The 21,817-nt window shown below is 68.3% G+C and carries 20 protein-coding genes; 9 read left to right on the top strand and 11 right to left on the bottom strand.

Annotated features, from left to right (window positions below; all coding sequences use genetic code 11):
* Positions 1 to 70: 70 nt before the first annotated feature.
* Positions 71 to 1,060, top strand: coding sequence for a catabolite repressor/activator (gene cra, locus SZ55_RS13270; protein ID WP_044406541.1), 990 nt, complete (start codon positions 71 to 73; stop codon positions 1,058 to 1,060).
* 368 nt (positions 1,061 to 1,428) lie between these two features.
* Here the strand turns inward: cra and SZ55_RS27105 are convergent, their stop codons facing one another.
* The 5 genes from SZ55_RS27105 to zwf all read right to left on the bottom strand — a co-directional run bounded on the left by SZ55_RS27105 (position 1,429) and on the right by zwf (position 6,383).
* A complete protein-coding gene (locus SZ55_RS27105) occupies positions 1,429 to 1,836 on the bottom strand; it encodes a DUF4952 domain-containing protein (protein WP_052807597.1) in 408 nt (135 codons plus the stop codon).
* Positions 1,836 to 3,458 (bottom strand): NADP-dependent glyceraldehyde-3-phosphate dehydrogenase, encoded by a 1,623-nt coding sequence (locus SZ55_RS13260; protein ID WP_044406538.1) that lies wholly within the window; start codon positions 3,456 to 3,458, stop codon positions 1,836 to 1,838. The genes SZ55_RS27105 and SZ55_RS13260 overlap by 1 nt, the downstream gene beginning before the upstream one ends.
* 20 nt (positions 3,459 to 3,478) lie before the next feature.
* On the bottom strand, positions 3,479 to 4,117 hold the full coding sequence (locus SZ55_RS13255) for a bifunctional 4-hydroxy-2-oxoglutarate aldolase/2-dehydro-3-deoxy-phosphogluconate aldolase (RefSeq protein ID WP_044406639.1): 639 nt from the start codon (positions 4,115 to 4,117) through the stop codon (positions 3,479 to 3,481).
* 90 nt (positions 4,118 to 4,207) lie between these two features.
* On the bottom strand, positions 4,208 to 4,924 hold the full coding sequence (pgl, locus tag SZ55_RS13250; protein WP_044406535.1) for a 6-phosphogluconolactonase: 717 nt from the start codon (positions 4,922 to 4,924) through the stop codon (positions 4,208 to 4,210).
* Entirely contained in the window at positions 4,911 to 6,383 is a 1,473-nt protein-coding gene (gene zwf, locus SZ55_RS13245; RefSeq protein ID WP_044406532.1) for a glucose-6-phosphate dehydrogenase, read from the bottom strand. Before zwf ends, pgl begins: the two co-directional genes overlap by 14 nt.
* Positions 6,384 to 6,565: 182 nt before the next feature.
* Between zwf and SZ55_RS13240 the strand changes: the two genes are divergently transcribed.
* Entirely contained in the window at positions 6,566 to 7,426 is an 861-nt protein-coding gene (locus tag SZ55_RS13240) for a MurR/RpiR family transcriptional regulator (protein ID WP_172435076.1), read from the top strand.
* Positions 7,427 to 7,861: 435 nt separating this feature from the next.
* On the opposite strand, the gene SZ55_RS13235 is transcribed toward SZ55_RS13240, so the two are convergent.
* The 6 genes from SZ55_RS13235 to SZ55_RS13210 form a co-directional block, all read right to left on the bottom strand.
* On the bottom strand, positions 7,862 to 8,764 hold the full coding sequence (locus SZ55_RS13235) for a D-hexose-6-phosphate mutarotase (RefSeq protein ID WP_082078225.1): 903 nt from the start codon (positions 8,762 to 8,764) through the stop codon (positions 7,862 to 7,864).
* Between the two features lie 12 nt (positions 8,765 to 8,776).
* Positions 8,777 to 10,000 carry a maltoporin gene (locus tag SZ55_RS13230; RefSeq protein WP_044406526.1) on the bottom strand — a complete coding sequence of 408 codons (1,224 nt, stop codon included), beginning with the start codon at positions 9,998 to 10,000 and terminating at the stop codon, positions 8,777 to 8,779.
* A 143-nt stretch (positions 10,001 to 10,143) separates the two neighbouring features.
* On the bottom strand, positions 10,144 to 11,304 hold the full coding sequence (locus SZ55_RS13225) for an ABC transporter ATP-binding protein (protein ID WP_044406523.1): 1,161 nt from the start codon (positions 11,302 to 11,304) through the stop codon (positions 10,144 to 10,146).
* 47 nt (positions 11,305 to 11,351) lie between these two features.
* Complete coding sequence (locus SZ55_RS13220) at positions 11,352 to 12,197, bottom strand: carbohydrate ABC transporter permease (RefSeq protein WP_044406521.1); 846 nt, start codon at positions 12,195 to 12,197, stop codon at positions 11,352 to 11,354.
* Complete coding sequence (locus SZ55_RS13215; protein WP_044406518.1) at positions 12,190 to 13,098, bottom strand: carbohydrate ABC transporter permease; 909 nt, start codon at positions 13,096 to 13,098, stop codon at positions 12,190 to 12,192. Before SZ55_RS13215 ends, SZ55_RS13220 begins: the two co-directional genes overlap by 8 nt.
* Positions 13,099 to 13,206: 108 nt before the next feature.
* Entirely contained in the window at positions 13,207 to 14,460 is a 1,254-nt protein-coding gene (locus SZ55_RS13210) for an ABC transporter substrate-binding protein (RefSeq protein WP_044406515.1), read from the bottom strand.
* 176 nt (positions 14,461 to 14,636) lie between these two features.
* On the opposite strand from SZ55_RS13210, the gene SZ55_RS13205 reads away from it, so the two are divergent.
* Genes SZ55_RS13205 through SZ55_RS13175 form a run of 7 tightly spaced genes read left to right on the top strand, consistent with a single transcriptional unit; the run spans position 14,637 to position 21,800 of the window.
* Positions 14,637 to 15,887: a methyl-accepting chemotaxis protein gene (locus SZ55_RS13205; protein ID WP_152644480.1), complete on the top strand. Its 1,251-nt coding sequence runs from the start codon at positions 14,637 to 14,639 to the stop codon at positions 15,885 to 15,887.
* A 14-nt stretch (positions 15,888 to 15,901) separates the two neighbouring features.
* Positions 15,902 to 16,267 (top strand): response regulator, encoded by a 366-nt coding sequence (locus SZ55_RS13200; protein ID WP_044406509.1) that lies wholly within the window; start codon positions 15,902 to 15,904, stop codon positions 16,265 to 16,267.
* Position 16,268: 1 nt separating this feature from the next.
* Positions 16,269 to 16,586, top strand: a complete 318-nt coding sequence (locus tag SZ55_RS13195; protein ID WP_044406507.1) for an STAS domain-containing protein — start codon at positions 16,269 to 16,271, stop codon at positions 16,584 to 16,586.
* A 12-nt stretch (positions 16,587 to 16,598) separates the two neighbouring features.
* Positions 16,599 to 18,809, top strand: coding sequence for a chemotaxis protein CheA (locus SZ55_RS13190; RefSeq protein WP_044406491.1), 2,211 nt, complete (start codon positions 16,599 to 16,601; stop codon positions 18,807 to 18,809).
* A 12-nt stretch (positions 18,810 to 18,821) separates the two neighbouring features.
* The gene (locus SZ55_RS13185) at positions 18,822 to 20,471 is read left to right on the top strand and encodes a methyl-accepting chemotaxis protein (protein ID WP_044406488.1); all 1,650 of its coding nucleotides are present in this window, start codon (positions 18,822 to 18,824) and stop codon (positions 20,469 to 20,471) included.
* A 10-nt stretch (positions 20,472 to 20,481) separates the two neighbouring features.
* Complete coding sequence (locus SZ55_RS13180; protein WP_044406484.1) at positions 20,482 to 20,991, top strand: chemotaxis protein CheW; 510 nt, start codon at positions 20,482 to 20,484, stop codon at positions 20,989 to 20,991.
* Positions 20,991 to 21,800, top strand: a complete 810-nt coding sequence (locus tag SZ55_RS13175) for a CheR family methyltransferase (RefSeq protein WP_044406481.1) — start codon at positions 20,991 to 20,993, stop codon at positions 21,798 to 21,800. Before SZ55_RS13180 ends, SZ55_RS13175 begins: the two co-directional genes overlap by 1 nt.
* Positions 21,801 to 21,817 lie beyond the last annotated feature (17 nt).

Raw genomic sequence — 21,817 nt, 5'->3', positions numbered from 1 at the left:
CTTCGCCGCTTGAAGTGCCCGGCGGACGAAATGTGCATCCGTCCGCCGCGCCCCAGTGAGGACCCCGAACGTGAAACTCAGCGACATCGCCCGCCTGGCCGGCGTCTCCCTCACCACCGCCAGCTACGTGGTCAACGGCAAGGCCGAGCAGAAGCGCATCTCCCCCGCCACGGTGGCGCGGGTGCAGGCGGTGGTGGAGGCCCACGGCTTCCGCCCCGACCCCCAGGCCGCCGGCTTGCGCCGGGGGCAGACGCGCACCCTCGGGTTCATCCTCCCGGACCTGGAGAACCCCAGCTATGCGCGCCTGGCCAAGCTGCTGGAGCAGCGGGCGCGTGCCCAGGGCTACCAGGTGCTGATCGCCAGCTCGGACGACGACCCGGCCAGCGAGCGCCAGTTGCTGGAGCTGTTCGCCGCCCGCCGCTGCGACGCGCTGGTGGTCGCCAGTTGCCTGCCGCCCGAGGACCCGACCCTGGCCGACCTGCTGGCCGAAGGGCTGCCGGTGATCGGCGTCGACCGGGTGCTGGACCCGGCGCGCTTCGGCTCGGTGGTCAGCGACGACCGCCCGGCCAGCCAGCAGCTCACCCACAGCCTGCTGGCGCCCGGCCTGCGCCAGGTGGCGCTGCTGGGCGCGCGCCCGGAGCTGAACATCAGCCGCGAGCGGGAGGCGGGCTTCCGCCTGGCGCTGGAGGGGTTCGCGGGTGAGGTGCGGGTGATACAGGGCGCGCAGTTCAGCCGCGAATGCGGGCGCCAGATGATGGAGTCCCTGCTGGACGAACAGGCCCACCTGCCGGACGCCCTGGTGACCACCGCCTATGTGCTGCTGGCCGGGGTGCTGGACGTGCTGCGCGAACGCGGCGCCTGGCCCCGGGCGTTGCGTGTCGGCACCTTCGGCGACACCCAGTTGCTGGACTTCCTCCCCCTGCCGGTGAACGCCATGCGCCAGCAGCACGAACTGATCGCCGATGCCGTCCTGGCCCAGGCCCTGCAAGCCATCGCCGGGGACTACCAGCCCGGCGTCACCGCCGTTCCACGGCAACTGCATGTGCGGCGTAACGGCTGACAGGTCGCACGGACTTCAGTTCGGGGAATGCCCCAACCTTCGCTCCCTGGGCTGAAGCCCAGGCTACGGGTGCCAGTAAACGACTGCGGGTTCAAGCGCTGGGTAGCCCGGACTTCAGTCCGGGGCATGCCCCAACCTCCGCTTCCTGGGCTGAAGCCCAGGCTACGGGTGCCGGTAAACGACTGCGGGTTCAAGCGCTGGGTAGCCCGGACTTCAGTCCGGGGGAATGCCCAACCTCCGCTTCCTGGGCTGAAGCCCAGGCTACGGGTGCCGGTAAACGACTGCGGGTTCGAGCACGGGGTAGCCCGGACTTCAGTCCGGGGAATGCCCAACCTCCGCGCCCTGGACTGTAGCCAGGCTACGGACGGTCAGGGTTCTTCGAGGAAGAGGGTGACGCGGACGTGGAAGCGGTCGATGCGGGTCCAGTCCTTTTCCAGGGTTTCGCCGGAGCCCATGCCGATCTCGTAACCGTAGGGCCGGCCGGCGGGATGGGGGGCGTAGACGGACGGGGCCTCCCAGCCGCAGCAGACGAAGCGCAGCGGCTGCATGCCGAAGCGCTGTTCCAGCCGGGCTTCGAGCGCTCGGGCGTCGCGTCCGGGGATGCTGTACTCGGCCACCCGCTGGCGCAGCTGGCCGCCCTCCTCCAGGCGGCAGCCGTCGAACTGCAACCCGGACGCGCTGACGCCGAGAGCCGCCAGGTAGTCGCCGCACCCCGGCTCCTCGCCCCACGCCAGCAGCGGCAGCAGCGCCACCGCCAGCAACACGCCGCGACGCATCAGAAGATGTAGTCCGTGCTGATGAAGCTGGATTCGCGGTTGCCGAGGATGCGGCTGACCAGCGCCTTGTTGTCCGCGTTGAAGCGGGTCGCCACCAGGGTGCGGATGGAGAAGGTGCGCAGGGCGTCATGCACCGACAGGGTGCCTTCGGCGGAGTTCTTGCGGCCGTTGAAGGGGAAGCTGTCCGGGCCGCGCTGGCACTGGGCGTTGATGTTGATGCGCCCCACCTGGTTGGCGAAGGTGTCCACCAGCCGCCCCACTTCGGCGGGGTCGTTGCCGAAGATCGACAGCTGCTGGCCGTAGTCGGAATCCAGCACGTAGTCGATCACCGTCTGCAGGTCGCGGTAGGGCACCACCGGCACCAGCGGGCCGAACTGCTCCTCGTGGTAGACCCGCATGGCCGGGGTCACCGGGCACAACAGCGCGGGGTAGAAGAAGCTCTGGTGACGCCGGCCGCCGCCTTCGTTGACCACCTGTGCGCCCTGCTCCAGGGCATCGCGCAGCAGGCCGTCGAGGTAGTCCACCTTGCCCGGTTCCGGCAGCGGGGTCAGGGCCACGCCGTCGTCCCAGGGCATGCCGGGGCGCAGGCGTGCCAGGCGCGCGCTGAACCGGGTGAGGAAAGGTTCCAGCACGTCCTCGTGGACGAAGAGGATCTTCAGTGCGGTGCAGCGCTGGCCATTGAACGAGAGCGCGCCGGTGACGGCCTCTTCCACGGCATTGTCCAGGTCCACCTGGGGCAGCACGATGCCGGGGTTCTTCGCGTCCAGCCCGAGAGCAGCGCGCAGGCGATGCGGGCGCGGGTGCAGCTTCTTCAGGTCGGCGGCGCCGGAGTGGGTGCCGATGAAGGCGAACACGTCCACCTTGCCGCTGGCCATGATGGCGCTGACGGTCTCGCGGCCCTTGCCGTAGATGATGTTGATGACGCCGGGCGGGAAGCTGTCGCGGAACGCCTCCAGCAGCGGGCGCATCAGCAGCACGCCGAACTTGGCCGGTTTGAAGACCACGGTGTTGCCCATGATTAGCGCCGGGATCAGCGTGGTGAAGGTTTCATTCAGCGGGTAGTTGTACGGCCCCATGCACAGCGCCACGCCGAGGGGAACGCGGCGGATCTGCCCGAGGGTGCCCTGCACCAGCTCGAAGCGGCTGGAGCGGCGGTCCAGCTCCTTGAGCGCCTCGATGGTGTCGACGATGTAGTCGCAGGTGCGGTCGAACTCCTTCTCGGAGTCCTTGAGGTTCTTGCCGATCTCCCACATCAGCAGTTTCACCACCGCCTGGCGCTGCTCGCGCATGCGCGCCAGGAAGCGTTCCACGTGGGCGATGCGCTCGGCCACCCGCAGGGTCGGCCAGGCGCCCTGCCCTTTGTCGTAGGCACGCACGGCGGCGTCCAGCGCCTGCAGGGCGGCCTCGGCATCCAGCAGCGGTGTGCTGCCGAGCACCACCTGCTCCTCGCCCTGCGGGCCCTTGAGGTAGACCGGGCTGCGCACCGGGGCCAGGGGGCCGGCCCAGTGGCGCAGTTCGCCATCCACCAGGTAGTCACGTTGCTCGACGGGCTCGCCCAGGCGCCAGGCCTCGGGAATCTGGTCGGCGTGGGGGAACAGGGTCTCGGCAGTGAACAGGGACATGGCGCGCTCCGGGTAGGGGTTCAGGCCAGCAGGGCCAGGGCTTCGGCGGTGGTGCGGGTGATGCGGTCCCAGTCGCCGGCACGCTGCCAGGCGCTGTCCAGCATCCAGCTGCCGCCCACGCACATGACGTTGGGTTGGGCCATGTACTGGACCAGGTTGTCCGGCCGCACGCCGCCGGTGGGGCAGAAACGCACCGCCGGGAACGGGCCGCCGAAGGCCTTGAGCGCCGCGACGCCGCCGCAGATCTCCGCCGGGAACAGCTTGAAGCGCCTGTAGCCACGGGCGTGGCCGAGCATGATCTCGGAGGCGCTGCCCACGCCCGGCAGCAGCGGCAGCGGGCTGTGCAACGCGGCATCGAGCAGTTCGGCGGTGCAGCCGGGGCTGACGAGGAACTGGGCGCCGGCGGCCTCGGCCTCGGCCAGCATCGCCTCGTCCAGCACGGTGCCGGCGCCCACCAGCAGGTCCGGGCGCTGCGCCCGCAGCAGGCGGATGGCGCCCAGGCCGTGGGCCGAGCGCAGGGTCACTTCCAGCACCTTGAGGCCACCGGCGGCCAGGGCGTCGGCCAGCGGCAGGATGTGGGCTTCGTCTTCGATGGTGATGACCGGCAGGATGCGCGCCTCGGCGCAGAGCCGGTCGATCATCTCCACCTTCTCGGCCATGCTCGGCACGCGGCGAACGGCGGTTCGCGGCTTGTGGATGGTGGTCATGGCATTACTCCCGTTGCGTGAGCCCTTGAGACGGATGGAGCCTCAGGGGCACCAGTAGATCGACAGCGGCCGGCGCAGGAACGCGCGGATCGGCATGGCCGCCACGTCCTCGCCCTGCAGCGCGGCGGCCAGGGTGTCCAGCTTGCCGTGCCCTTGCAGGGCCAGCAGGGTCAGGCGGCTGCCTTGCAGCAAGGCCAGGGGCAGCGTCAGGCGCTGGTGGGGCACGCTGGGTGCGCGGGTCGCCAGGCACCGGGCGCGGCAGGCCGGGTCCAGGGCCTCGGCCAGGTTCGGGCTGCCGGGGAACAGCGAGGCGGTGTGGCCGTCTTCGCCCATGCCCAGCACCAGCACGTCGATGGGCTGCGGCAGCGCTTCCAGGGCCTGGTCGGCCAGGCGCGCAGCCTCCTCCTGGGTGGCGGCGGCCTGGTAGAGGCCGACGAAGCGGACCTTGGCGGCCTCGCCCTGGAGCAGGTGGCGCCGCACCAGCCCTTCGTTGCTGTCCGGGTGGCTCACCGGCACCCAGCGCTCGTCGGCCAGGCCGACGGTCACGGCGGGCCAGTCCAGCCGCGCTTGCGCCAGGCGTTCGAAGAAGGCCACCGGGCTGCGCCCGCCGGACACCACCAGGGTGGCGCTGCCGCGTGCGGCCAGGGCCTCGCGCAGGGCCTCGGCCACGCGCTGGGCCAGGTGCCCGGCCAGCTCGGCGGCATCCGCCAGGGCTATCGGCTTCACGGCCGGGGGGAATCGGAGGTCAGAGATCGCCATACCAGCTCCTTCCGTCTCGGGTGATCAATGCGATGGAGGCCACCGGCCCCCAGGTGCCGGCGGCATAGGGTTTGGGGGCATCGCCCAGCTGCTTCCAGCCTTCGATGAGCTGGTCGCACCACTGCCAGGCGTATTCGATTTCGTCCTTGCGCACGAAGAGGTTCTGGTTGCCCTGCATCACCTCCAGCAACAGGCGCTCGTAGGCATCGGGGATGCGCGCGCTGCGGTAGGTGTCGGAGAAATTCAGTTGCAGCGGGCCGCTGCGCAGCTGCATGCCCTTGTCCAGGCCCTGCTCCTTGGTCATCACCTGCAGGGAGATGCCTTCGTCCGGTTGCAGGCGGATGATCAGCCGGTTGCTGATCAGCGGCCGCTGCTCGGGGGCGAAGATGTAGTGCGGCGGTTCCTTGAAGTGGATGACGATCTGCGACAGCTTCTGCGGCATGCGCTTGCCGGTGCGCAGGTAGAAGGGCACGCCGCTCCAGCGCCAGTTGCGGATGTCGGCCCGCAGGGCGACGAAGGTCTCGGTGTCGCTGTGGGTATTGGCGTTCTCTTCCTCCAGGTAACCCGGCACCGACCGGCCCTGGCTGCTGCCGGCGATGTACTGGCCGCGCACCACCTGCTGCGCCACCTGGGCGGCAGTGATGGGCGCCAGGGCCTTGAGCACCTTGACCTTCTCGTCGCGGATGCTGTCGGCGGAGAGGTTGCTGGGCGGGTCCATGGCGATCAGGCAGAGCAGCTGCAGCAGGTGGTTCTGCACCATGTCACGCAGCTGGCCGGCCTCGTCGAAATAGCCCCAGCGCCCTTCGATGCCCACCTGCTCGGCCACGGTGATCTCCACGTGGGAGATGTGGTGCTGGTTCCACTGGGTCTCGAACAGGCTGTTGGCGAAGCGTAGGGCGATCAGGTTCTGCACCGTCTCCTTGCCCAGGTAGTGGTCGATCCGGTAGATGCGGCTCTCCGGGAAGTGCACCGCCACGGCGTCGTTGATCCGCCGGGAGGACTCCAGGTCATGGCCGATGGGTTTCTCCAGCACCACCCGGGTGTTCTGCACCAGGCCCACCTGGGCCAGGCCTTCGCAGATGGCGCCGTACACCGAGGCCGGGGTGGCGAAGTAGGCGATCAGCGGCTCGTCCGCCCCCACCCGCTCGGCCAGCTCGCGGTAGCCCTCGGCGTGGAGGAAGAAGTCCATCGACAGGTATTCCAGCCGCGCCATGAAGCGCGCCACCTGGTCGGGGTCGATCTCGCGCTCGGGCACGTGGCGCTCCAGGTGCTCGGCGATGGCGGCCTGGCGGGCGCCGTTCTCGTCGCTTTCACGGGCCAGGGCGAGGATGCGGGTGCGCGGGTGCAGCAGCCCCGCGCGGTCCAGCTGGTAGAGCGCCGGGAACAGCTTGCGCAGGGCCAGGTCGCCAAGGGCGCCGAACAGGGCAAAGGTGCAGGGTTCTACAGTGATGGCAGCCATGATGTTTTGTTCTTCTACAAGGTTGAGAGAGATTTACACCGCCAGAATTCGCAACACAAGAAAAAATGTAGTAATAAACACAACATTTAGTCACACCCCTGTTACCTCTGGCTGGCGACTGTGGCCCTCAGTACGATAGGCCACCGTTTCCGCAGGCCCTGCTAAGGAACCCCATGGACCGCATGCGCAATCTCCTGGAGCAGATCCAGGGCCGTCTCGACGAACTCAACAAGGCCGAACGCAAGGTTGCCGAGGTGATCCTGCAGGACCCGCAGCAGGCCACCCGCTTCAGCATCGCCGCCCTCGCCCAGGCCGCCCAGGTCAGCGAGCCCACGGTGAACCGCTTCTGCCGCTCCTTCGGCGTCAACGGCTACCCGGAGCTGAAGATGCAGCTGGCCCAGAGCCTGGCCAGCGGTGCGGCCTACGTCAGCCAGTCGGTCTCGGCCGACGACGGCCCCGAGGCCTACACGCGGAAGATCTTCGGCAGCGCCATCGCCTCCCTGGACAGCGCCTGCCAGAGCCTCGACCCGCAGCTGATCAGCCGCGCGGTGGACCTGATGATCCAGGCCCGGCAGATCCACTTCTTCGGCCTCGGCGCCTCGGCCTCGGTGGCGCTGGATGCCCAGCACAAGTTCTTCCGCTTCAACCTGGCCGTCTCGGCCCACTCCGACGTGCTGATGCAGCGCATGCTCGCCTCGGTGGCCCACACCGGGGACCTGTTCGTGATCATTTCCTACACCGGGCGCACCCGCGAGCTGGTGGAGGTGGCACGCCTGGCCCGGCAGAACGGCGCCTCGGTGCTCGGCCTCACCGCCGCCGGCTCGCCGCTGGCCAAGGCCAGCACCATCAGCCTCAACATCCCGTTGCCGGAGGACACCGACATCTACATGCCGATGACCTCGCGGATCATTCAGCTCACCGTGCTCGACGTGCTCGCCACCGGCGTGACCCTGCGCCGGGGCATCGACTTCCAGCCGCACCTGCGCAAGATCAAGGAAAGCCTCAACGCCAGCCGCTACCCGGCGGACGAAGAGCCGGCCTGAGAGGGCACGGCGTACATTCCGCACCTCGTCCCGGGCTGAAGCCCGGGCTACGCCGAGTGCCACCCTCTTGTTGGGCAGACCCGCCTGGGCGGGATTGATTCGGGTCCGATGGTCGGGCGGCAGCACCACGGGCGTGGCACGGTGGCCTGGGCTACACCCGTGCCTCGGCAGGTTCAGGAACGTAGCCCGGACTTCAGTCCGGGAAATCCGCGCCAACCGTTCCCGGGCTGAAGCCCGGGCTACCCCGTCGATTGATTCGAACCCAATGGTCGGGCGTTAGCACCGCCCTCGTAGGATGGGCTGAGCTACGCGAAGCCCATCACAGGCGTGGCACGGTGACCTGGGTTGTACCCCGTGCCTCGGGATGTTGATGGGGTTCGCACCACTTACCCGCATCCTACGGTGTGCCTTCCAATACCTTGGACGATGCCCGGGCTACCCCGCGATCCAGGCCTTCAGCGCCAACCTGGCCTCGTCCCCCGGTGCCAGGACCCGCCCCGGGTCGCCGCAGGCGGCGGCCTGCACCGACAGGAACCCCAGGCTCTCCGACCAGCTCACCTCGGGCAGCGGCCGGCTGCCGGGGTGCCAGACCACGGTGTGGGGGTTGTCGCCACCGTCGACGCGCAGCCGCCGTTGCCAGCCCGGGTCCTGTAGGGTCAGCGTCCCGCCCCGCTGGAAGCGCCTGTGCACGCCCTCGGTGACCCGCAGTTCGCCGGTTTGCCGACAGGGCTCTCGGGCCAGCAGGTCGTGCCCGTCGGCGCCATCCAGGCCGAGCAGCGCCACCCGCGCCACATCCGACACCCGCCAATAGGCGTGCAGGGCCTGGCTGAGGACGCACGGCTCGCTGTCACGGTGGGTCGTCACCAGTTCCAGGCTCAGGGCATCCCCCAGGCAGGCCCGCAGCTCCACCTGCCAGTCGTGCAACTGCAGGCGCCACTCCAGGCGTACACCCTGGGCGTCGGCGTCCTTGCCGACCAGCCGCCAGTCGGAGAGCCGCGCCCAGCCGTGGTGGGGCCAGCCGCTTTCCACCGGATGGCGCCCGAACCAGGGCCAGCACACCGGCACGCCACCGCGAATGGCGCCCACGCGCGGCCAGTGGCGGGCGCACCAGAGCAGCGGACGCTCGCCGCGCGGCTGGTAATGCAGCAACTGCCCACCCTGGCGGCTGAACACCGCCGAGCAGCGGGGATGCTCCACCAGCAGCAGCTCGCGCCCCTGGTGTTCACACCAGCGGAACAGCTGCCCGCTGGCCGGCCGCAGCAGGGCGTCGAGGGGATGCGCGCCGCCCTCCCCCGCGTGCCCTGCACGGCGCGCCCCGTCGCGCTCAGCAGCCGCCACGGGCCGCTCCCGTCACTTCCACCAGTACTCCACCTGCACGCCGAAGTTGGAGCCGTGCAGCGCATCGCCGAAGGCCCCGGTGTCGGACAGCGCCGAACCGGCGGCCAGTTCGCTGGCAGCACGCTGGGCGGCCTCGTTCCAGCTGGCGTAGGTGTAGTAGAGGCGGAACTCCGGACGCTGGGAGAACCCCGGCCCGGACGGCGACCAAGTGGGCGCCACGGTGAACTTGGTGAGCTTGCGGGTGCCGCCGGGGGCCTCCACCTGGTCGCGGCCCAGCTCGGTCACCAGCTTGAACTGGTCGGTGAAGGCGTAGACCGGGCGCACGCCGATGGACAGCCAGTTCTGGTCGTCGCCATCCGGGCGGGTGTCCTTCTGGTAGACCACCTCGAACTGTCCGCCGAAATGCGGCGTCACCTGCCAGTCGAAGAACTCCACCAGGCGCCAGCTCTTGTTGGCGTTATCCAGGGTCGGGTCGCCGGTGTAGCCCAGCGCCGTGCCGGGGCCGCGCCCGTATTGCAGGGCCACGGTGTTGACCCCGCCGAGGAAGGCCTGCTGCTTGTGCTGCGCCGAGACCGACCAACCGCTGTGGGCGCCGGTGCTGTCGGGCTTGTCGATGTAGCTGACGCCCAGCTCCACCTCGCCGCCGGGGTTGGTCTGGAAGCCGCCGACGTTGAAGTCGTGGCGGTTGATGTAGGGCTTCTGCTCGTAGTTGTCCTTGCGCGAGAACACGTAGCTGTACTTCAGGTCGCCGATGGCCACTTCGTCGAAGCCGAAGCCCGTGGCGCTCTGGTTCCAGTAGTAGAAGTCGGAGATGTGGATGTCGTTGCGCTTGTAGAAACGGCGCCCCGCCCAGAACGAACCGCCGTTGAGCGCGGGCATGTTGCTCCACTCGGCGTACATCTGGTTCATCCGCGCGAAACCGTAGTCACCGGTGAACTTCGGCGTGTGCCCGTACTGGTTGTACAGCTGCGCCATGCCCTCGATGCTGACCACCGAGCCGTCGTCCAGCTTGAGCAGGTCCTGGCGCAGGTCCAGCTCCATGTACTGCTCGCACTCGTTGCCCAGGCGGTACTTCGACTGCGCCCCCGGCAACTGGAAGCAGGACTGCGTGCCCCCTTCGCTGGAACCGCCGGCGCCGCTGCGCACGTACCCGCTGAACTCGACCGCCTGGGCCAGCCCGGAGGCGGCGAACAGCGTGCAGGGCAGTACCCACAAACCTCGAATCTTCGTGTTCATGTCCACTCCATTCTTATTGTTGTGTTGCGATGGAACGTTCCCTTGGTGCCCTCGCAGGGTGGGCATCAGCCCACCACGGGGCGATCGGCAGGGCTGAGACGAAGCGCCCTGCCTGCCGTGGCCCGGCGTTGCCGGGCCATGGTTCAACGCCCCTTCAGCTGCGCCACGTTGGCGGGCAGCCCGGGGCTGCTGGAAGGGCCTGCCGGGCGCAGCCGCTCGCCGCTGTTGGCGTCGAACAGCAGCACCTTGCTCGGATCGATATGCAGCGTGAGGGTTTCACCTGGCCGAGGAACGGTATCCGGGCCGAGGCGGCAGCAGACCTTGGTGCGGTTGAGGCTGGTGAACACCAGGGTGTCCGGGCCGGTGGGCTCGACCACCTCCACCTCGACCCGCACGCCCGGGGCGCCGCGGCTGTCCGGCGCGGCGCCGAGGATCTGCTCCGGGCGTATCCCGAGGATCACATCGCGCTCCTCGAACCCCACCCCGCGCTCGCCCAAGGGCAGCTCGCAGCGGTCCTGGCCGCTGTCCAGCAGCGCCCACAGCTGACCGTCGCGGCGCTGCAGGCGCAGGGGGATGAAGTTCATCGGCGGCGAGCCCATGAACCCGGCGACGAAGAGGTTGGCCGGGTCGTTGTAGATCTGCTGCGGGGTGCCGAACTGCTGGATGACGCCGTCCTTCATCACCGCCACCTTGTCGCCCAGGGTCATGGCCTCGATCTGGTCGTGGGTGACGTAGACGGTGGTGGTCTTCAGCCGCTGGTGCATCAGCTTGATCTCGGTGCGCATCTCCACCCGCAGCTTGGCGTCGAGGTTGGAGAGCGGCTCGTCGAACAGGTAGATCTTCGGCCGCCGCGCCAGGGCCCGGCCCATGGCGACGCGCTGCTGCTGGCCGCCGGAGAGCTGGCCGGGCTTGCGCTCCAGCAGGTGCTCGATCTGCAGCAGCTTGGCCACGCGGCTCACCTCCGCCTCGATCTCGGCGGCCGGCAGCTTGCGGATCTTCAGGCCGAAGGCGATGTTCTCGCGCACGCTCATGGTCGGGTACAGGGCGTAGGACTGGAACACCATGGCGATGTCCCGGTCCTTGGGGCTCATGCCGCTGATGTCCTGGCCGTCCACGAGGATGGCGCCGCCGCTGATGGCTTCAAGCCCGGCGATGCAGTTCATCAGGGTGGATTTGCCGCAGCCCGAAGGCCCGACGAGGATCAGGAACTCCCCCGAGTCGATGGACAGTTCGATGTCCCGGAGGGTGTCCGCCAGGCCGCTGCCGTAGCGTTTGTTCACGTTGCGCAGTTCGAGGGTTGCCATGTCGATCTCCACTAATCAGAAGCGCCGCGAACGGGCGCAGCCGCTTTTCAGCCCTTGACCGCACCGGCCGTGAGGCCGCGCAGGAAGTACTTGCCGGCGAATACGTAGACGAGCAGGGTCGGCAGGCCGGCGATCATCGCGGCGGCCATGTCGACGTTGTATTCCTTGGCCCCGGTGCTGGTGTTCACCAGGTTGTTGAGGGCCACGGTGATGGGCTGGCTGTCGCCGCTGGCGAACACCACGCCGAAGAGGAAGTCGTTCCAGATCTGGGTGAACTGCCAGATCAGGCAGACCATGATGGTCGGCACCGACATGGGCAGCAGGATGCGCCCGAAGATGGTGAAGAACCCCGCGCCGTCGAGCCGCGCCGCCCGCACCAGGGCATCGGGGATGCTCACGTAGAAGTTGCGGAAGAACAGCGTGGTGAAGGCCAGGCCGTACACCACATGCACCAGCACCAGGCCGCCGGTGGTGTTGGCCAGCCCCAGCTTGCCGAGGGTGAAGGAGGCCGGCAGCAGCACCACCTGGAACGGCAGGAAGCAGCCGAACAGCAGCGCACCGAAGAACAGCTGCGAGCCACGGAAGCGCCACATGGACAGCACATAGCCGTTGAGCGCGCCGAGCAGCGTGGAGATCAGCACCGCCGGCACGGTGATCATCACCGAGTTCCAGAAGTAGCCGCCGACGCTGGCCCAGGCCTTGGTCCAGCCGATCAGGGTGAAGGCATCCGGCAGGGACAGCAGGTTGCCGGCGCGGATGTCGTCGGGGGTCTTGAAGCTGGTCAGCAGCATCACCACCAGCGGCACCAGGTAGAGGGCGCAGGCGACGATCAGGGTGGCGTGGATGGCCAGGCGGCTGACGCTGAGCGGGGACTTTCCGGCCAGGCTAGTCATGGCGCTTGTTCCTCAGTTCGGAATACAGGTAGGGCACGATGATCGCCAGCACGGCGCCGAGCATGAGCATGGCGCTGGCGGCACCGAGGCCCATCTGCCCACGGGTGAAGGTGTGGGCGTACATGAACATCGCCGGCAGGTCGGAGGCGTAGCCGGGGCCGCCGGCGGTCATCGCCGCCACCAGGTCGAAGCTCTTGATGGCGATGTGGGCGAGGATCATCAGTGCGCTGAAGAACACCGGGCGCAGGCTCGGCAGGACGATGCGCAGGTAGATGGTCGGCAGGCTGGCGCCGTCCACCTGGGCGGCGCGGATGATCGACTGGTCGACCCCGCGCAGGCCGGCGAGGAACAACGCCATGACGAAGCCGGAGGATTGCCACACGGCGGCGATCACCAGGCAGTAGACGACCCGCTCCGGGTCCACCAGCCAGTCGAGGCGGAAGCCTTCCCAGCCCCAGTCGCGCAGCAGCTTGTCCAGGCCCAGGCCGGGGTTGAGCAGCCATTTCCAGGCGGTGCCGGTGACGATCATCGACAGCGCCATGGGGTACAGGTAGACGGTGCGGATGAAGCCTTCGCGGCGGATGCGCTGGTCCAGCAGCACGGCGAGGAAAACGCCGATCACCAGACTGATGGCGATGAACAGCCCGCCGTACACCAGCAGGTTCTGGCTCGCCACCCACCAGCGGTCGTTCTCCCACAGGCGCTGGTACTGCTGCAGGCCCACCCAGTTGTAGCTGGGCATGAAGCGCGAGTTGGTGAAGGACAGGACGAAGGTCCAGAGGATGTAGCCGTAGAAGCCCACCAGCACGATGAGCATGCTCGGCGCCAGCACCAGCTTGGGCAGCCAGCGCTGCAGCGCATCCAGCGGTGAGGCCTTGGCGAAGACGGCGGTCGAACTCATGGGTCGCTCCGGGTTGGCAGGTGGCGCGCGCTGAGGCGCGGAAATTCGGGACGGCCGGGCCCGCAGCGCAGGCAGCGGGGCCTGCGCCGTGGGCGGGTCAGTCGGCGGTTACTGGACGGCCTGGATCGCGGCAGCCAGTTGCTGGGCGGCCTTCTTCGGGTCGGCGGCGGGGTCGTTGAAGAAGTTGGTCACCACGTCGAACACCGCGCCCTGCACGTAGCTGGAGGCGGCCATGCCGTGGGCCAGGCTGGGCTGCAGGCCGTTACCGGCAGCGGCGGCCTTGAAGTCCTTCATGGACTGCTGGGCGCAGGCGTCGAAGCTGGACATGTCCTGGTCCAGGCGCACCGGGATCGAGCCCTTCTCCTGGTTGAAGAACTGCTGGAACTGCGGCTCCATCACCGTCCGCGCCAGGTCGTTCTGGGCCTTGCGGTTCTCCGCATTGCTCAGCTTGAACATGGCCAGGGAGTCGATGTTGTAGGCGAAGCTGCCCTGGGTGCCGGGGAACGGCAGGCACTGGTAGTCCTTGCCCGCCACCTTGCCGGCGGCGGTCCACTCGCTCTTGGCCCAGTCGCCCATGATCTGCATGCCGGCCTTGCCGTTGATCACCAGGCCGGTGGCGCTGTTCCAGTCACGGCCGGCAGCATCGGCGTCGATGTAGCCGCGCAGCTTCTTCAGCGCGGCGAAGGCCTGGACCATGGGCTCACCGGTGAGGGTCGCCTTGTCCTGCTCGACGAAGGCCTTGTGGTAGCCCTCGGGGCCGAGGATGGCGAACACCAGGTCCTCGAACACGGTGCCGTCCTGCCAGGGCTGGCCGCCGTGGGCGACGGGGATGAAGCCGGCGGCCTTGAGCTTGTCCGCAGCGGCGAAGAACTCGTCGAGGGTGGTGGGCGGCGTGGCGCCGGCCTTCTTGAACACCTCGGGGTTGATCCACAGCCAGTTGACCCGGTGCACGTTCACCGGCACCGCCACGTAGTGGCCGTCGTACTTCATGATGCTGGCCACCTGCTTGGGCAGCAGCGTGTCCCACTTGCCCTCCTCGGCCACCTCGTCCATCTCGGTGAGCAGGCCCAGCTCGCCCCATTCCTGGATGTCGGGGCCCTTGATCTGCGCCGCCGAGGGCGGGTTGCCGGACACGGCGCGGGTCTTCAGCACGGTCATGGCCGCCTCGCCACCGCCACCGGCGACGGCGAAGTCCTTCCAGGTGTGGCCTTTCTCTTCGACGAGCTTCTTCAGGGTGTCGGCCGCGCGCTTTTCGCCGCCGGAGGTCCACCAGTGCAGGACTTCCACTTCGCCGGCGAGGGCGGACAGGGGGAACAACGAAGCGAGGGAGATGACAGCAGTCAGGCGAGACAGAGCATTCATGGGCAATACCTTGTTGTTCTTATTGGTCATGCAAGTCGGTGCTTGCGCTGATCAGCAGTCTAAACACGCCCCGAAAGGCCCTGGGTAACAAAGGGATTGTCGATGGTCACGGGGCCGTTACAAAGCGCCGCGTGAACGCAAACGCCTGACGGGCTTGGCAAAATCCGCAACCCACCATGGGGCCGTGGTGCCTCAACGGCCCCTTCCCTGGCGCCCGTCGGCACGCAACCGGGGTGCACCGCCCCCTGCCAGCGCCCCTAGGGGCCCTAGGGGGAATCCCTATATCGAGACCCTCTGGCGCGACCTATCTTTGCGCACATTCCGCATTTCACAGGACGTGTCCCGTGCTGGCCTATTCCCTCCTCTGCCTCGCCCTCCTCCTCGGCTTCGCCGGCCTCGGACTCGGCCAACCCTGGGTCACCGGAGCCGGCCTGGCCCTGGCGGCGGGTGCCGCCGTTGCGCTGCGCCCTCGCAGCGCCCAGCCGACTCGCGAACCCCAGGTGGATGACCTGCCGAGCGCGCCGGTGCAGGCCGATTGCGTGCCGCTGCTGACCAGCGTGCTGCCGGCCTGGGGGCAGAACCTCGGCCAGGTGCGCGAACTGGTGTCCAGCAACATCGGCCAGCTGTTCCAGCACTTCTCCAGCCTCGCCCAGCGCCTGGACCAGACCCTGCAGCGCTCGGAGAACGTGGTGGGCGGCTCCGGCGTCGCCGACAACCTGCGCAGCGCCCAGCAGCGCCTGGACGAAGTCACCACCGCCTTCCACAAATCCGCCGATCGCAAGACCGAACTGCTCAACACCATCGGCCACCTGGACAGCTACGCCACCGAGCTGCAGAGCATGTCCAAGCACGTCCAGGACATCGCCAGCCAGACCAACCTGCTGGCCCTCAACGCCGCCATCGAAGCCGCTCGCGCCGGTGACTACGGGCGTGGCTTCTCGGTGGTGGCCGACGAGGTGCGCAAGCTCTCCAGCCTCTCCGCCGAGACCGGCCAGCGCATGGTGGAGAAGGTCGGCGAGATCAACCAGGCCATCCGCGGCACCGTTAACGCCGCCGCCGAGCTGTCCAGCAGCGAGGAAAACAACCTGCGCTACCTGGACCAGGTGGCCGGGGAAATCATGAAGGACCTGGGCGCCAACCTCGACGAGCTGGCCGAGAGCGCCATCGCCCTGCAGCAGGACGCCCGCACCACCCAGGGCGACATCCAGCAGATCATCGTGGGCATGCAGTTCCAGGACCGCACCGACCAGATGCTCGACCACCTGCAGCACGACATCGAGCGCCTGCGCCAGGCCGTGCAGAGCCAGGACCCGATCCTCGGCGAGCCCCATCGCTGGCTGGCCGAGCTGCGCCGGCAGTTCACCACCGACGAAGAACGCACCGGCCGGCGCGCCAAGCCGGCCGACAACGAAGTCACCTTTTTCTGATCCGGGAGCCACACATGAGCAAGACCATCCTCATCGTCGACGACTCATCCTCGATGCGACAGCTGGTGAAGATGACCCTGGGCGGCGCCGGCCACCAGGTCATCGAAGCCGTCGACGGCCGCGACGCCCTGACCAAGCTCAACGGGCAGAAGATCAACCTCATCATCAGCGACGTGAACATGCCCAACCTGGACGGCATCAGCCTGGTGAAGGAGATCAAGAACAGCAAGGACTACCGCTTCACCCCCATCGTCATGCTCACCACCGAGAGCGAGCAGGCGAAGAAGGCCGAAGGCCAGGCCGCCGGCGCCCGCGCCTGGATCGTCAAGCCGTTCCAGCCGCAACAGCTGCTGGCCGCCGTCGAGAAGCTGGTGGGTTGAGATGCTCACGGTCCATGTGAAAGCCCCGGGGCACCTCGAGCTGGAGGGCAGCCTGACCATCTACGAGGTGGCCGACGCCCACGCCGAGCTGACCGCACGACTGGCCGAGCAGGCGGCCGACCAGCCCTGGCGGCTGGACCTGCACGCCCTGGAGGACCTCGACAGCGCCGGCCTGCAACTGCTGCTGGCGCTGCGCCGGCAGGTGCTCGGCAATGGCGCCATGCTGGTCATGGAAGGTATCCAGGGGGGCCCCCTGGAACTCATCACCCTGTTGCGCCTGGAGCACCTGCTCCCGGCCGCCGCCGCACCCACGGCCTGAGCGGAGACCGCCATGCTCAACGGAGACCAGTGGAGCCAGCTGCTGCAGGGGTTCATCGAGGAAGCCCGCGACCTCAGCCAGCAGGCCGAGGAATACCTGCTGCAGCTGGACCAGCAACCCGACGATGCCGAAGCCATCAACGGCCTGTTCCGCGCCATGCACACCCTCAAGGGCTCGGCCGGGCTGTTCTCCCTGACCCCGCTGGCCAGCTTCACCCACCACCTGGAAAACCTGCTGATGGCGGTGCGCGACGGCCAGCGCCGCCTGGAGCCGTCGCTGGTCTCGCTGATGCTGCGCTGCCTCGACGAGATCGTCTCGATGATCGCCCTGATCGATGCGGAGACCGGCGAGTTGCCGGTGGACGAAGCGCACCAGGCCGAGCTGCTGGCCGCCCTAGCGACGCACCTGGGCGAACCCCTGAGCACTGCGCCCGAAGCACCCGAAACGCCGGCAGCCGCCCAGGAGGCGCGCGGCAGCGGCGCCTGGCACCTGTCGCTGCGCTTCGACGGCGACCTGCTGCGCAACGGCTTCGACCCCATGTCGTTCATCCAGTACCTGGGGCGCCTGGGCACGGTCACCAGCCTGGAAGTGCTCGATGACAGCCTGCCGCCCTTCGCCGAGATGGACCCGGAAACCTGCTACCTGGGCCTGGAAATCGACCTGGACACCCCGGCGAGCAAGGCCGAGATCGAGGACGTCTTCGAGTTCATCCGCGACTTCTGCACCCTGCGCATGCTGCCGCCGGCCAGCACCCTGGACGACTGCCTGCGGCTGATCCAGGCCCTGCCGGAAGCCGACGAGCGCATCGGCGGCATCCTCGTCGCCGCCGGCCTGCTCACCGAACACGAACTGCAGCAGGGCCTCGCCGTCCAGGCCAGCGCCCCGGCGGAAAAACCGCCCCTGGGCGCGGTGCTGGTGGAACAGGGCCTGGTGGCGCCCCAGGCGGTGGACGCCGCCCTCGCCCGCCAGCAGAAGACCCGCCGCGACGGCGAGCGCCGTGCGCCGAATACCGAAAGCCCCCTGGTGAAGGTGGCGGCCCACAAGCTCGACGAACTGATCAACCTGGTGGGCGAGCTGGTGATCAGCGCCGCCGCCGCCCGCATGCAGGCCCAGGAGCATGGCAACCCGCTGTGCCAGGAGAGCGCCCAGACGGTGAACCAGCGCGTGGAGCATATCCGCGAGGCAGCGCTGAAGCTGCGCATGATCGAGATCGGCGACACCTTCAACCGTTTCCACCGGGTGGTGCGCGACGTCAGCCAGCAACTGGGCAAGGACATCCGCCTGGAGATACGCGGCGCCGACACCGAGCTGGACAAGACGGTGATCGACAAGCTCGCCGACCCCCTCACCCACCTGGTGCGCAACGCCATCGACCATGGCATCGAACCCGCCGAACAGCGCCTGGCCGCCGGCAAGAGCGCCGAGGGTCACCTGGGCCTGAACGCCTTCCACGAGTCCGGGATGATCGTCATCGAGGTCAGTGACGACGGGCGCGGACTGAACACCGCGCGCATCCGCGAGAAGGCCATCGAGCGCGGCCTGCTGGACCCGCAGGCCAACCCGCCGGAACACGAGGTGCAGCGGCTGATCTTCGCCGCCGGCTTCTCCACCGCCGACAACGTCTCCGACCTCTCCGGCCGGGGGGTCGGCATGGACGTGGTGCGCAGCGCCATCGAGGCCCTGCGCGGCAGCATCGAGATCGACTCGCGGCCCGGCCAGGGCTGCGTCTTCCGCATCCGCCTGCCGCTGACCCTGGCCATCATCGACGGCTTCCTGGTGAGCCTGGGCGGCGAGCATTTCGTGGTGCCGCTGAACCTGGTCACCGAGTGCCTGGAGCTGGACGAGGCGCGCCTCGGCCGCCGTGCCTATGGCCACATCGAACTGCGCGGCCGCCCGCTGCCCTGTATCGACCTGGCCGCCCACTTCGACCTGCCCAGCAGCCCCCACGGTCGCCGCAACATCGTGGTGGTCAGCCTCGGGCGGCGCCAGGCCGGGCTGATCGTCGACGAGCTGCACGGCGAGCTGCAGACGGTGATCAAGCCCCTCGGCCTGCTCTTCGAACACCTGCGGGGCATCAGCGGCTCCACCATCCTCGGCTCCGGCCAGGTGGCGCTGATCCTCGACATCGCCAGCCTGCTCCAGCACCTGCAACAGAACGCGGACGCAGAGCCGCGCGCCCACGCCCATCCCGTACCAGCACGGCCCGACCTCGCGGGCCAGTAGGAGAGCCTCACCATGCAATTCGTCCGCAACATGAAAATCGGAGCCCGGCTCATCGCCGGCTTCTCCCTGGTGGTGCTGCTCACCGCCGCGGTGGGTGGGCTGGGCATCGTCAACCTGCACAAGGTCAACGACCTCACTGACCAGATGTACCTGGGCGAAGTCGGTGCCTTGAAGACCATGATGAAAGGCAACATGGACCTCATCTACATCGGTCGCCACCTGCGCAGCCACCTGCTGGCAACCACCGTGGAAGAACGCCAGCGCACCGCCGACCAGGTCGTGGAGGCGCTGCAGAGCGTGCATGAGCACATCAACAACGCCCGGGGCAGTTTCAAGAGCGAACAGTCCTTGGCCAAGCTGGCGGAGATGGAGGCGAGCCTGGCGGAGTATGAAAAAGTGGTCCGGCAAATGCTCGAGCTGAGCAAGACCGTACCCCTGGCCACAAGCACCGAATTCACCGCCCTGATGCCCCAGCTGCGTGCTCATGGCAATGACGCCGACCGCCTGTTCACTGAGCTGGTGAACCAGAAGGACGCTCGCGCCAAGGAAGCCAACGACACCATCACCGAGATCTACCTTGGCTCACGCGCCCAGTTGATCACCCTGATGATCATTGCCGCCGTGCTCGGCTTCGCCATCGGCATCTTCGTTACCCGTTCCATCACACGGCCGCTGAACCGCGCGGTGGCCGTGGCCGACAACCTGGCCGAGGGCGACCTGTCCACCGAGATCGAGGTGGACAGCCACGACGAGACCGGCCGCCTGCTGGCCTCCATGAAGCACATGACCGAGCGCCTGCGTACCGTCATCAGCGACGTGCGCAGCGCCGCCGATTCGTTGTCGTCGGCCTCCGAGGAGGTCAGCGCCACCTCCCAGTCCCTCAGCCAGGCCGCCACCGAGCAGGCCGCCAGCGTCGAGGAAACCACAGCCTCGGTGGAGCAGATGTCCGCCTCCATCGCGCAGAACACCGAGAGCGCGCAGATCACCGACGGCATCGCCGGCAAGGCCGCCAACGACGCCGTGCAGGGTGGCCAGGCGGTGAGCGAGATGGTCCAGGCGATGAAGCAGATCGCCAACAAGATCGGCATCATCGACGACATCGCCTACCAGACCAACCTGCTGGCCCTCAACGCCGCCATCGAGGCTGCCCGTGCCGGGGACCACGGCAAGGGCTTCGCGGTGGTCGCCGCCGAAGTGCGCAAGCTCGCCGAGCGCAGCCAGGTGGCTGCCCAGGAGATCGGCGGCGTGGCCAGCAACAGCGTGCAACTGGCCGAGCAGGCCGGGCACCTGCTGGACGAGATCGTGCCGAACATCCAGAAGACCTCCGACCTGGTGCAGGAGATCACCGCCGCCTCCCGCGAGCAGAGCACCGGCGCATCGCAGATCAACATCGCCATGGGCCAGATGAACCAGATCACCCAGCAGAACGCCTCCGCCTCCGAGGAGCTGGCCGCCACTGCCGAAGAGATGAACGCCCAGGCCGGGCAGTTGCTGGAGCTGATCAACTACTTCCGCCTCGAAGCCACCACCGCGCGGGCCACCGGGCCGGTGCGGGTGGAACGCCCCGCCGCCGCCGTACGCGAGCTGCGCCGGCCGACCACCGCCGTGGCCCGCAAGCCCCAGCCGGTGGCCGACGAAGGCCACTTCGTGAACTTCAACTGAGGGGGGCGGCATGAGCGAGTTCCAGGCGGTCCTGGCCAGCGAGGCGGTGGAAAGCGTGCAGCACCTGTCGTTCCGGGTGCGTGACGCGCGCTACGCGCTGCCCATCGACCTGGTGCGGGAAATCATCGAATACGGCCAGGTCACCACCGTGCCGATGATGCCGGTCTTCATCCACGGGGTGATCAACCTGCGCGGCAACGTGGTGCCGGTGATGGACCTGGCGGCGCGCTTCGGCCAGGACCTGAGCGTGCCGAACAAGCGCACCTGCATCGTCATCATCGAGCTGGACCTGGACGAACAGCACCAGCGCATCGGCCTGGTGGTGGATGCGGTGGACGCAGTGCTGGACATCGAGTCGGACCAGGTGGAGCAGGCGCCGCCCTTCGGCGCCGGCATCCGCACCGACTTCATCGCCGGGATGGCGCGGGACGACCGCGGCTTCACCATCATTCTCGACGTGCGGCGCGTGCTGTCGCTGGAGGACATCCGCCAGTTGAGCCTCGCCCAGCAGGCCGGCTGATGCCTCATCGGCACCTGCCCAAGCTCAGCGACGCCGACTTCCGGCAGTTGCAACAGCTGATGCTGGACGCGTCGGGCATCCACATGACCGACCAGAAGCGCATCCTCATGGCCGGCCGCCTGATGGGCCGGCTGCGGGCGGTGGGCGCGGGCAACTTCACCGAGTACCTGCGCCTGCTCGGCGATCCGGCCAACCAGGACGAGCGGCGCCTGGTGGTGGACCTGCTGACCACCAACGAAACCTATTTCTTCCGCGAGCCGCAGCACTTCAAGGTGCTCGGCGAATGGGCCGCCCACCAGCGCAAGCCGCTGCACCTGTGGAGCGCGGCCAGCTCATCCGGCCAGGAGGCCTTCAGCATGGCGATGACCCTCGCCGAACATGCACGGACCAAGGACTGGTCCATCTTCGCCAGCGACCTCAGCCTGCGCATGCTGGAAAAGGCCCGCAGCGCCACCTACCCCATGGAGCAGGCCGAGCACTTCCCCCCCGGCTGGCTGCAGCGCCACTGCCTGCGCGGCGTGGAGGAAAGCGACGGGCTGTTCCGCATCAGCCAGGCGCTGCGCCACCGGGTGATGTTCGCCGAACTCAACCTGACCCGGCCGATCCCCCGGGAGATCGGCCCCTTCGACGTGATCTTCCTGCGCAACGTGCTGATCTACTTCGGCCAGGAGGAGAAGCGCGGCATCGTCGAGCGACTGGTGGAGCGCTTGCACCCGGAGGGCCTGTTCTTCATCGGCCACGCCGAAAGCCTGCACGGCTTCAAGCTGCCGCTGCGGGCGGTCCGCCCCTCGGTCTACCAACGCACATGAGCCCGGCCAAGGGGAAC

Source organism: Pseudomonas sp. FeS53a (genome assembly GCF_000931385.1).
In the GTDB taxonomy this organism is placed as follows: Bacteria; Pseudomonadota; Gammaproteobacteria; order Pseudomonadales; family Pseudomonadaceae; genus Metapseudomonas; species Metapseudomonas otitidis.
The sequence above is the reverse complement of the archived record's forward strand: the minus strand, read 5'-3'. Positions and strand labels throughout refer to the sequence as shown.

Excerpts from the sequence above, each read along its gene's own strand:
- SZ55_RS13225 (WP_044406523.1), bottom strand. The coding sequence starts at position 11,304 with ATGGCAACCCTCGAACTGCGCAACGTGAACAAACGCTACGGCAGCGGC.
- SZ55_RS13195 (WP_044406507.1), top strand. The coding sequence starts at position 16,269 with ATGCTCACGGTCCATGTGAAAGCCCCGGGGCACCTCGAGCTGGAGGGC.
- SZ55_RS13220 (WP_044406521.1), bottom strand. The coding sequence starts at position 12,197 with ATGACTAGCCTGGCCGGAAAGTCCCCGCTCAGCGTCAGCCGCCTGGCC.
- SZ55_RS13215 (WP_044406518.1), bottom strand. The coding sequence starts at position 13,098 with ATGAGTTCGACCGCCGTCTTCGCCAAGGCCTCACCGCTGGATGCGCTG.
- pgl (WP_044406535.1), bottom strand. The coding sequence starts at position 4,924 with ATGGCGATCTCTGACCTCCGATTCCCCCCGGCCGTGAAGCCGATAGCC.
- SZ55_RS27105 (WP_052807597.1), bottom strand. The coding sequence starts at position 1,836 with ATGCGTCGCGGCGTGTTGCTGGCGGTGGCGCTGCTGCCGCTGCTGGCG.
- SZ55_RS13175 (WP_044406481.1), top strand. The coding sequence starts at position 20,991 with ATGCCTCATCGGCACCTGCCCAAGCTCAGCGACGCCGACTTCCGGCAG.
- SZ55_RS13230 (WP_044406526.1), bottom strand. The coding sequence starts at position 10,000 with ATGAACACGAAGATTCGAGGTTTGTGGGTACTGCCCTGCACGCTGTTC.
- SZ55_RS13180 (WP_044406484.1), top strand. The coding sequence starts at position 20,482 with ATGAGCGAGTTCCAGGCGGTCCTGGCCAGCGAGGCGGTGGAAAGCGTG.
- SZ55_RS13205 (WP_152644480.1), top strand. The coding sequence starts at position 14,637 with ATGGGGCCGTGGTGCCTCAACGGCCCCTTCCCTGGCGCCCGTCGGCAC.
- SZ55_RS13255 (WP_044406639.1), bottom strand. The coding sequence starts at position 4,117 with ATGGCCGAGAAGGTGGAGATGATCGACCGGCTCTGCGCCGAGGCGCGC.
- SZ55_RS13210 (WP_044406515.1), bottom strand. The coding sequence starts at position 14,460 with ATGAATGCTCTGTCTCGCCTGACTGCTGTCATCTCCCTCGCTTCGTTG.
- zwf (WP_044406532.1), bottom strand. The coding sequence starts at position 6,383 with ATGGCTGCCATCACTGTAGAACCCTGCACCTTTGCCCTGTTCGGCGCC.
- SZ55_RS13240 (WP_172435076.1), top strand. The coding sequence starts at position 6,566 with ATGCGCAATCTCCTGGAGCAGATCCAGGGCCGTCTCGACGAACTCAAC.
- SZ55_RS13190 (WP_044406491.1), top strand. The coding sequence starts at position 16,599 with ATGCTCAACGGAGACCAGTGGAGCCAGCTGCTGCAGGGGTTCATCGAG.
- SZ55_RS13185 (WP_044406488.1), top strand. The coding sequence starts at position 18,822 with ATGCAATTCGTCCGCAACATGAAAATCGGAGCCCGGCTCATCGCCGGC.
- SZ55_RS13260 (WP_044406538.1), bottom strand. The coding sequence starts at position 3,458 with ATGTCCCTGTTCACTGCCGAGACCCTGTTCCCCCACGCCGACCAGATT.
- SZ55_RS13200 (WP_044406509.1), top strand. The coding sequence starts at position 15,902 with ATGAGCAAGACCATCCTCATCGTCGACGACTCATCCTCGATGCGACAG.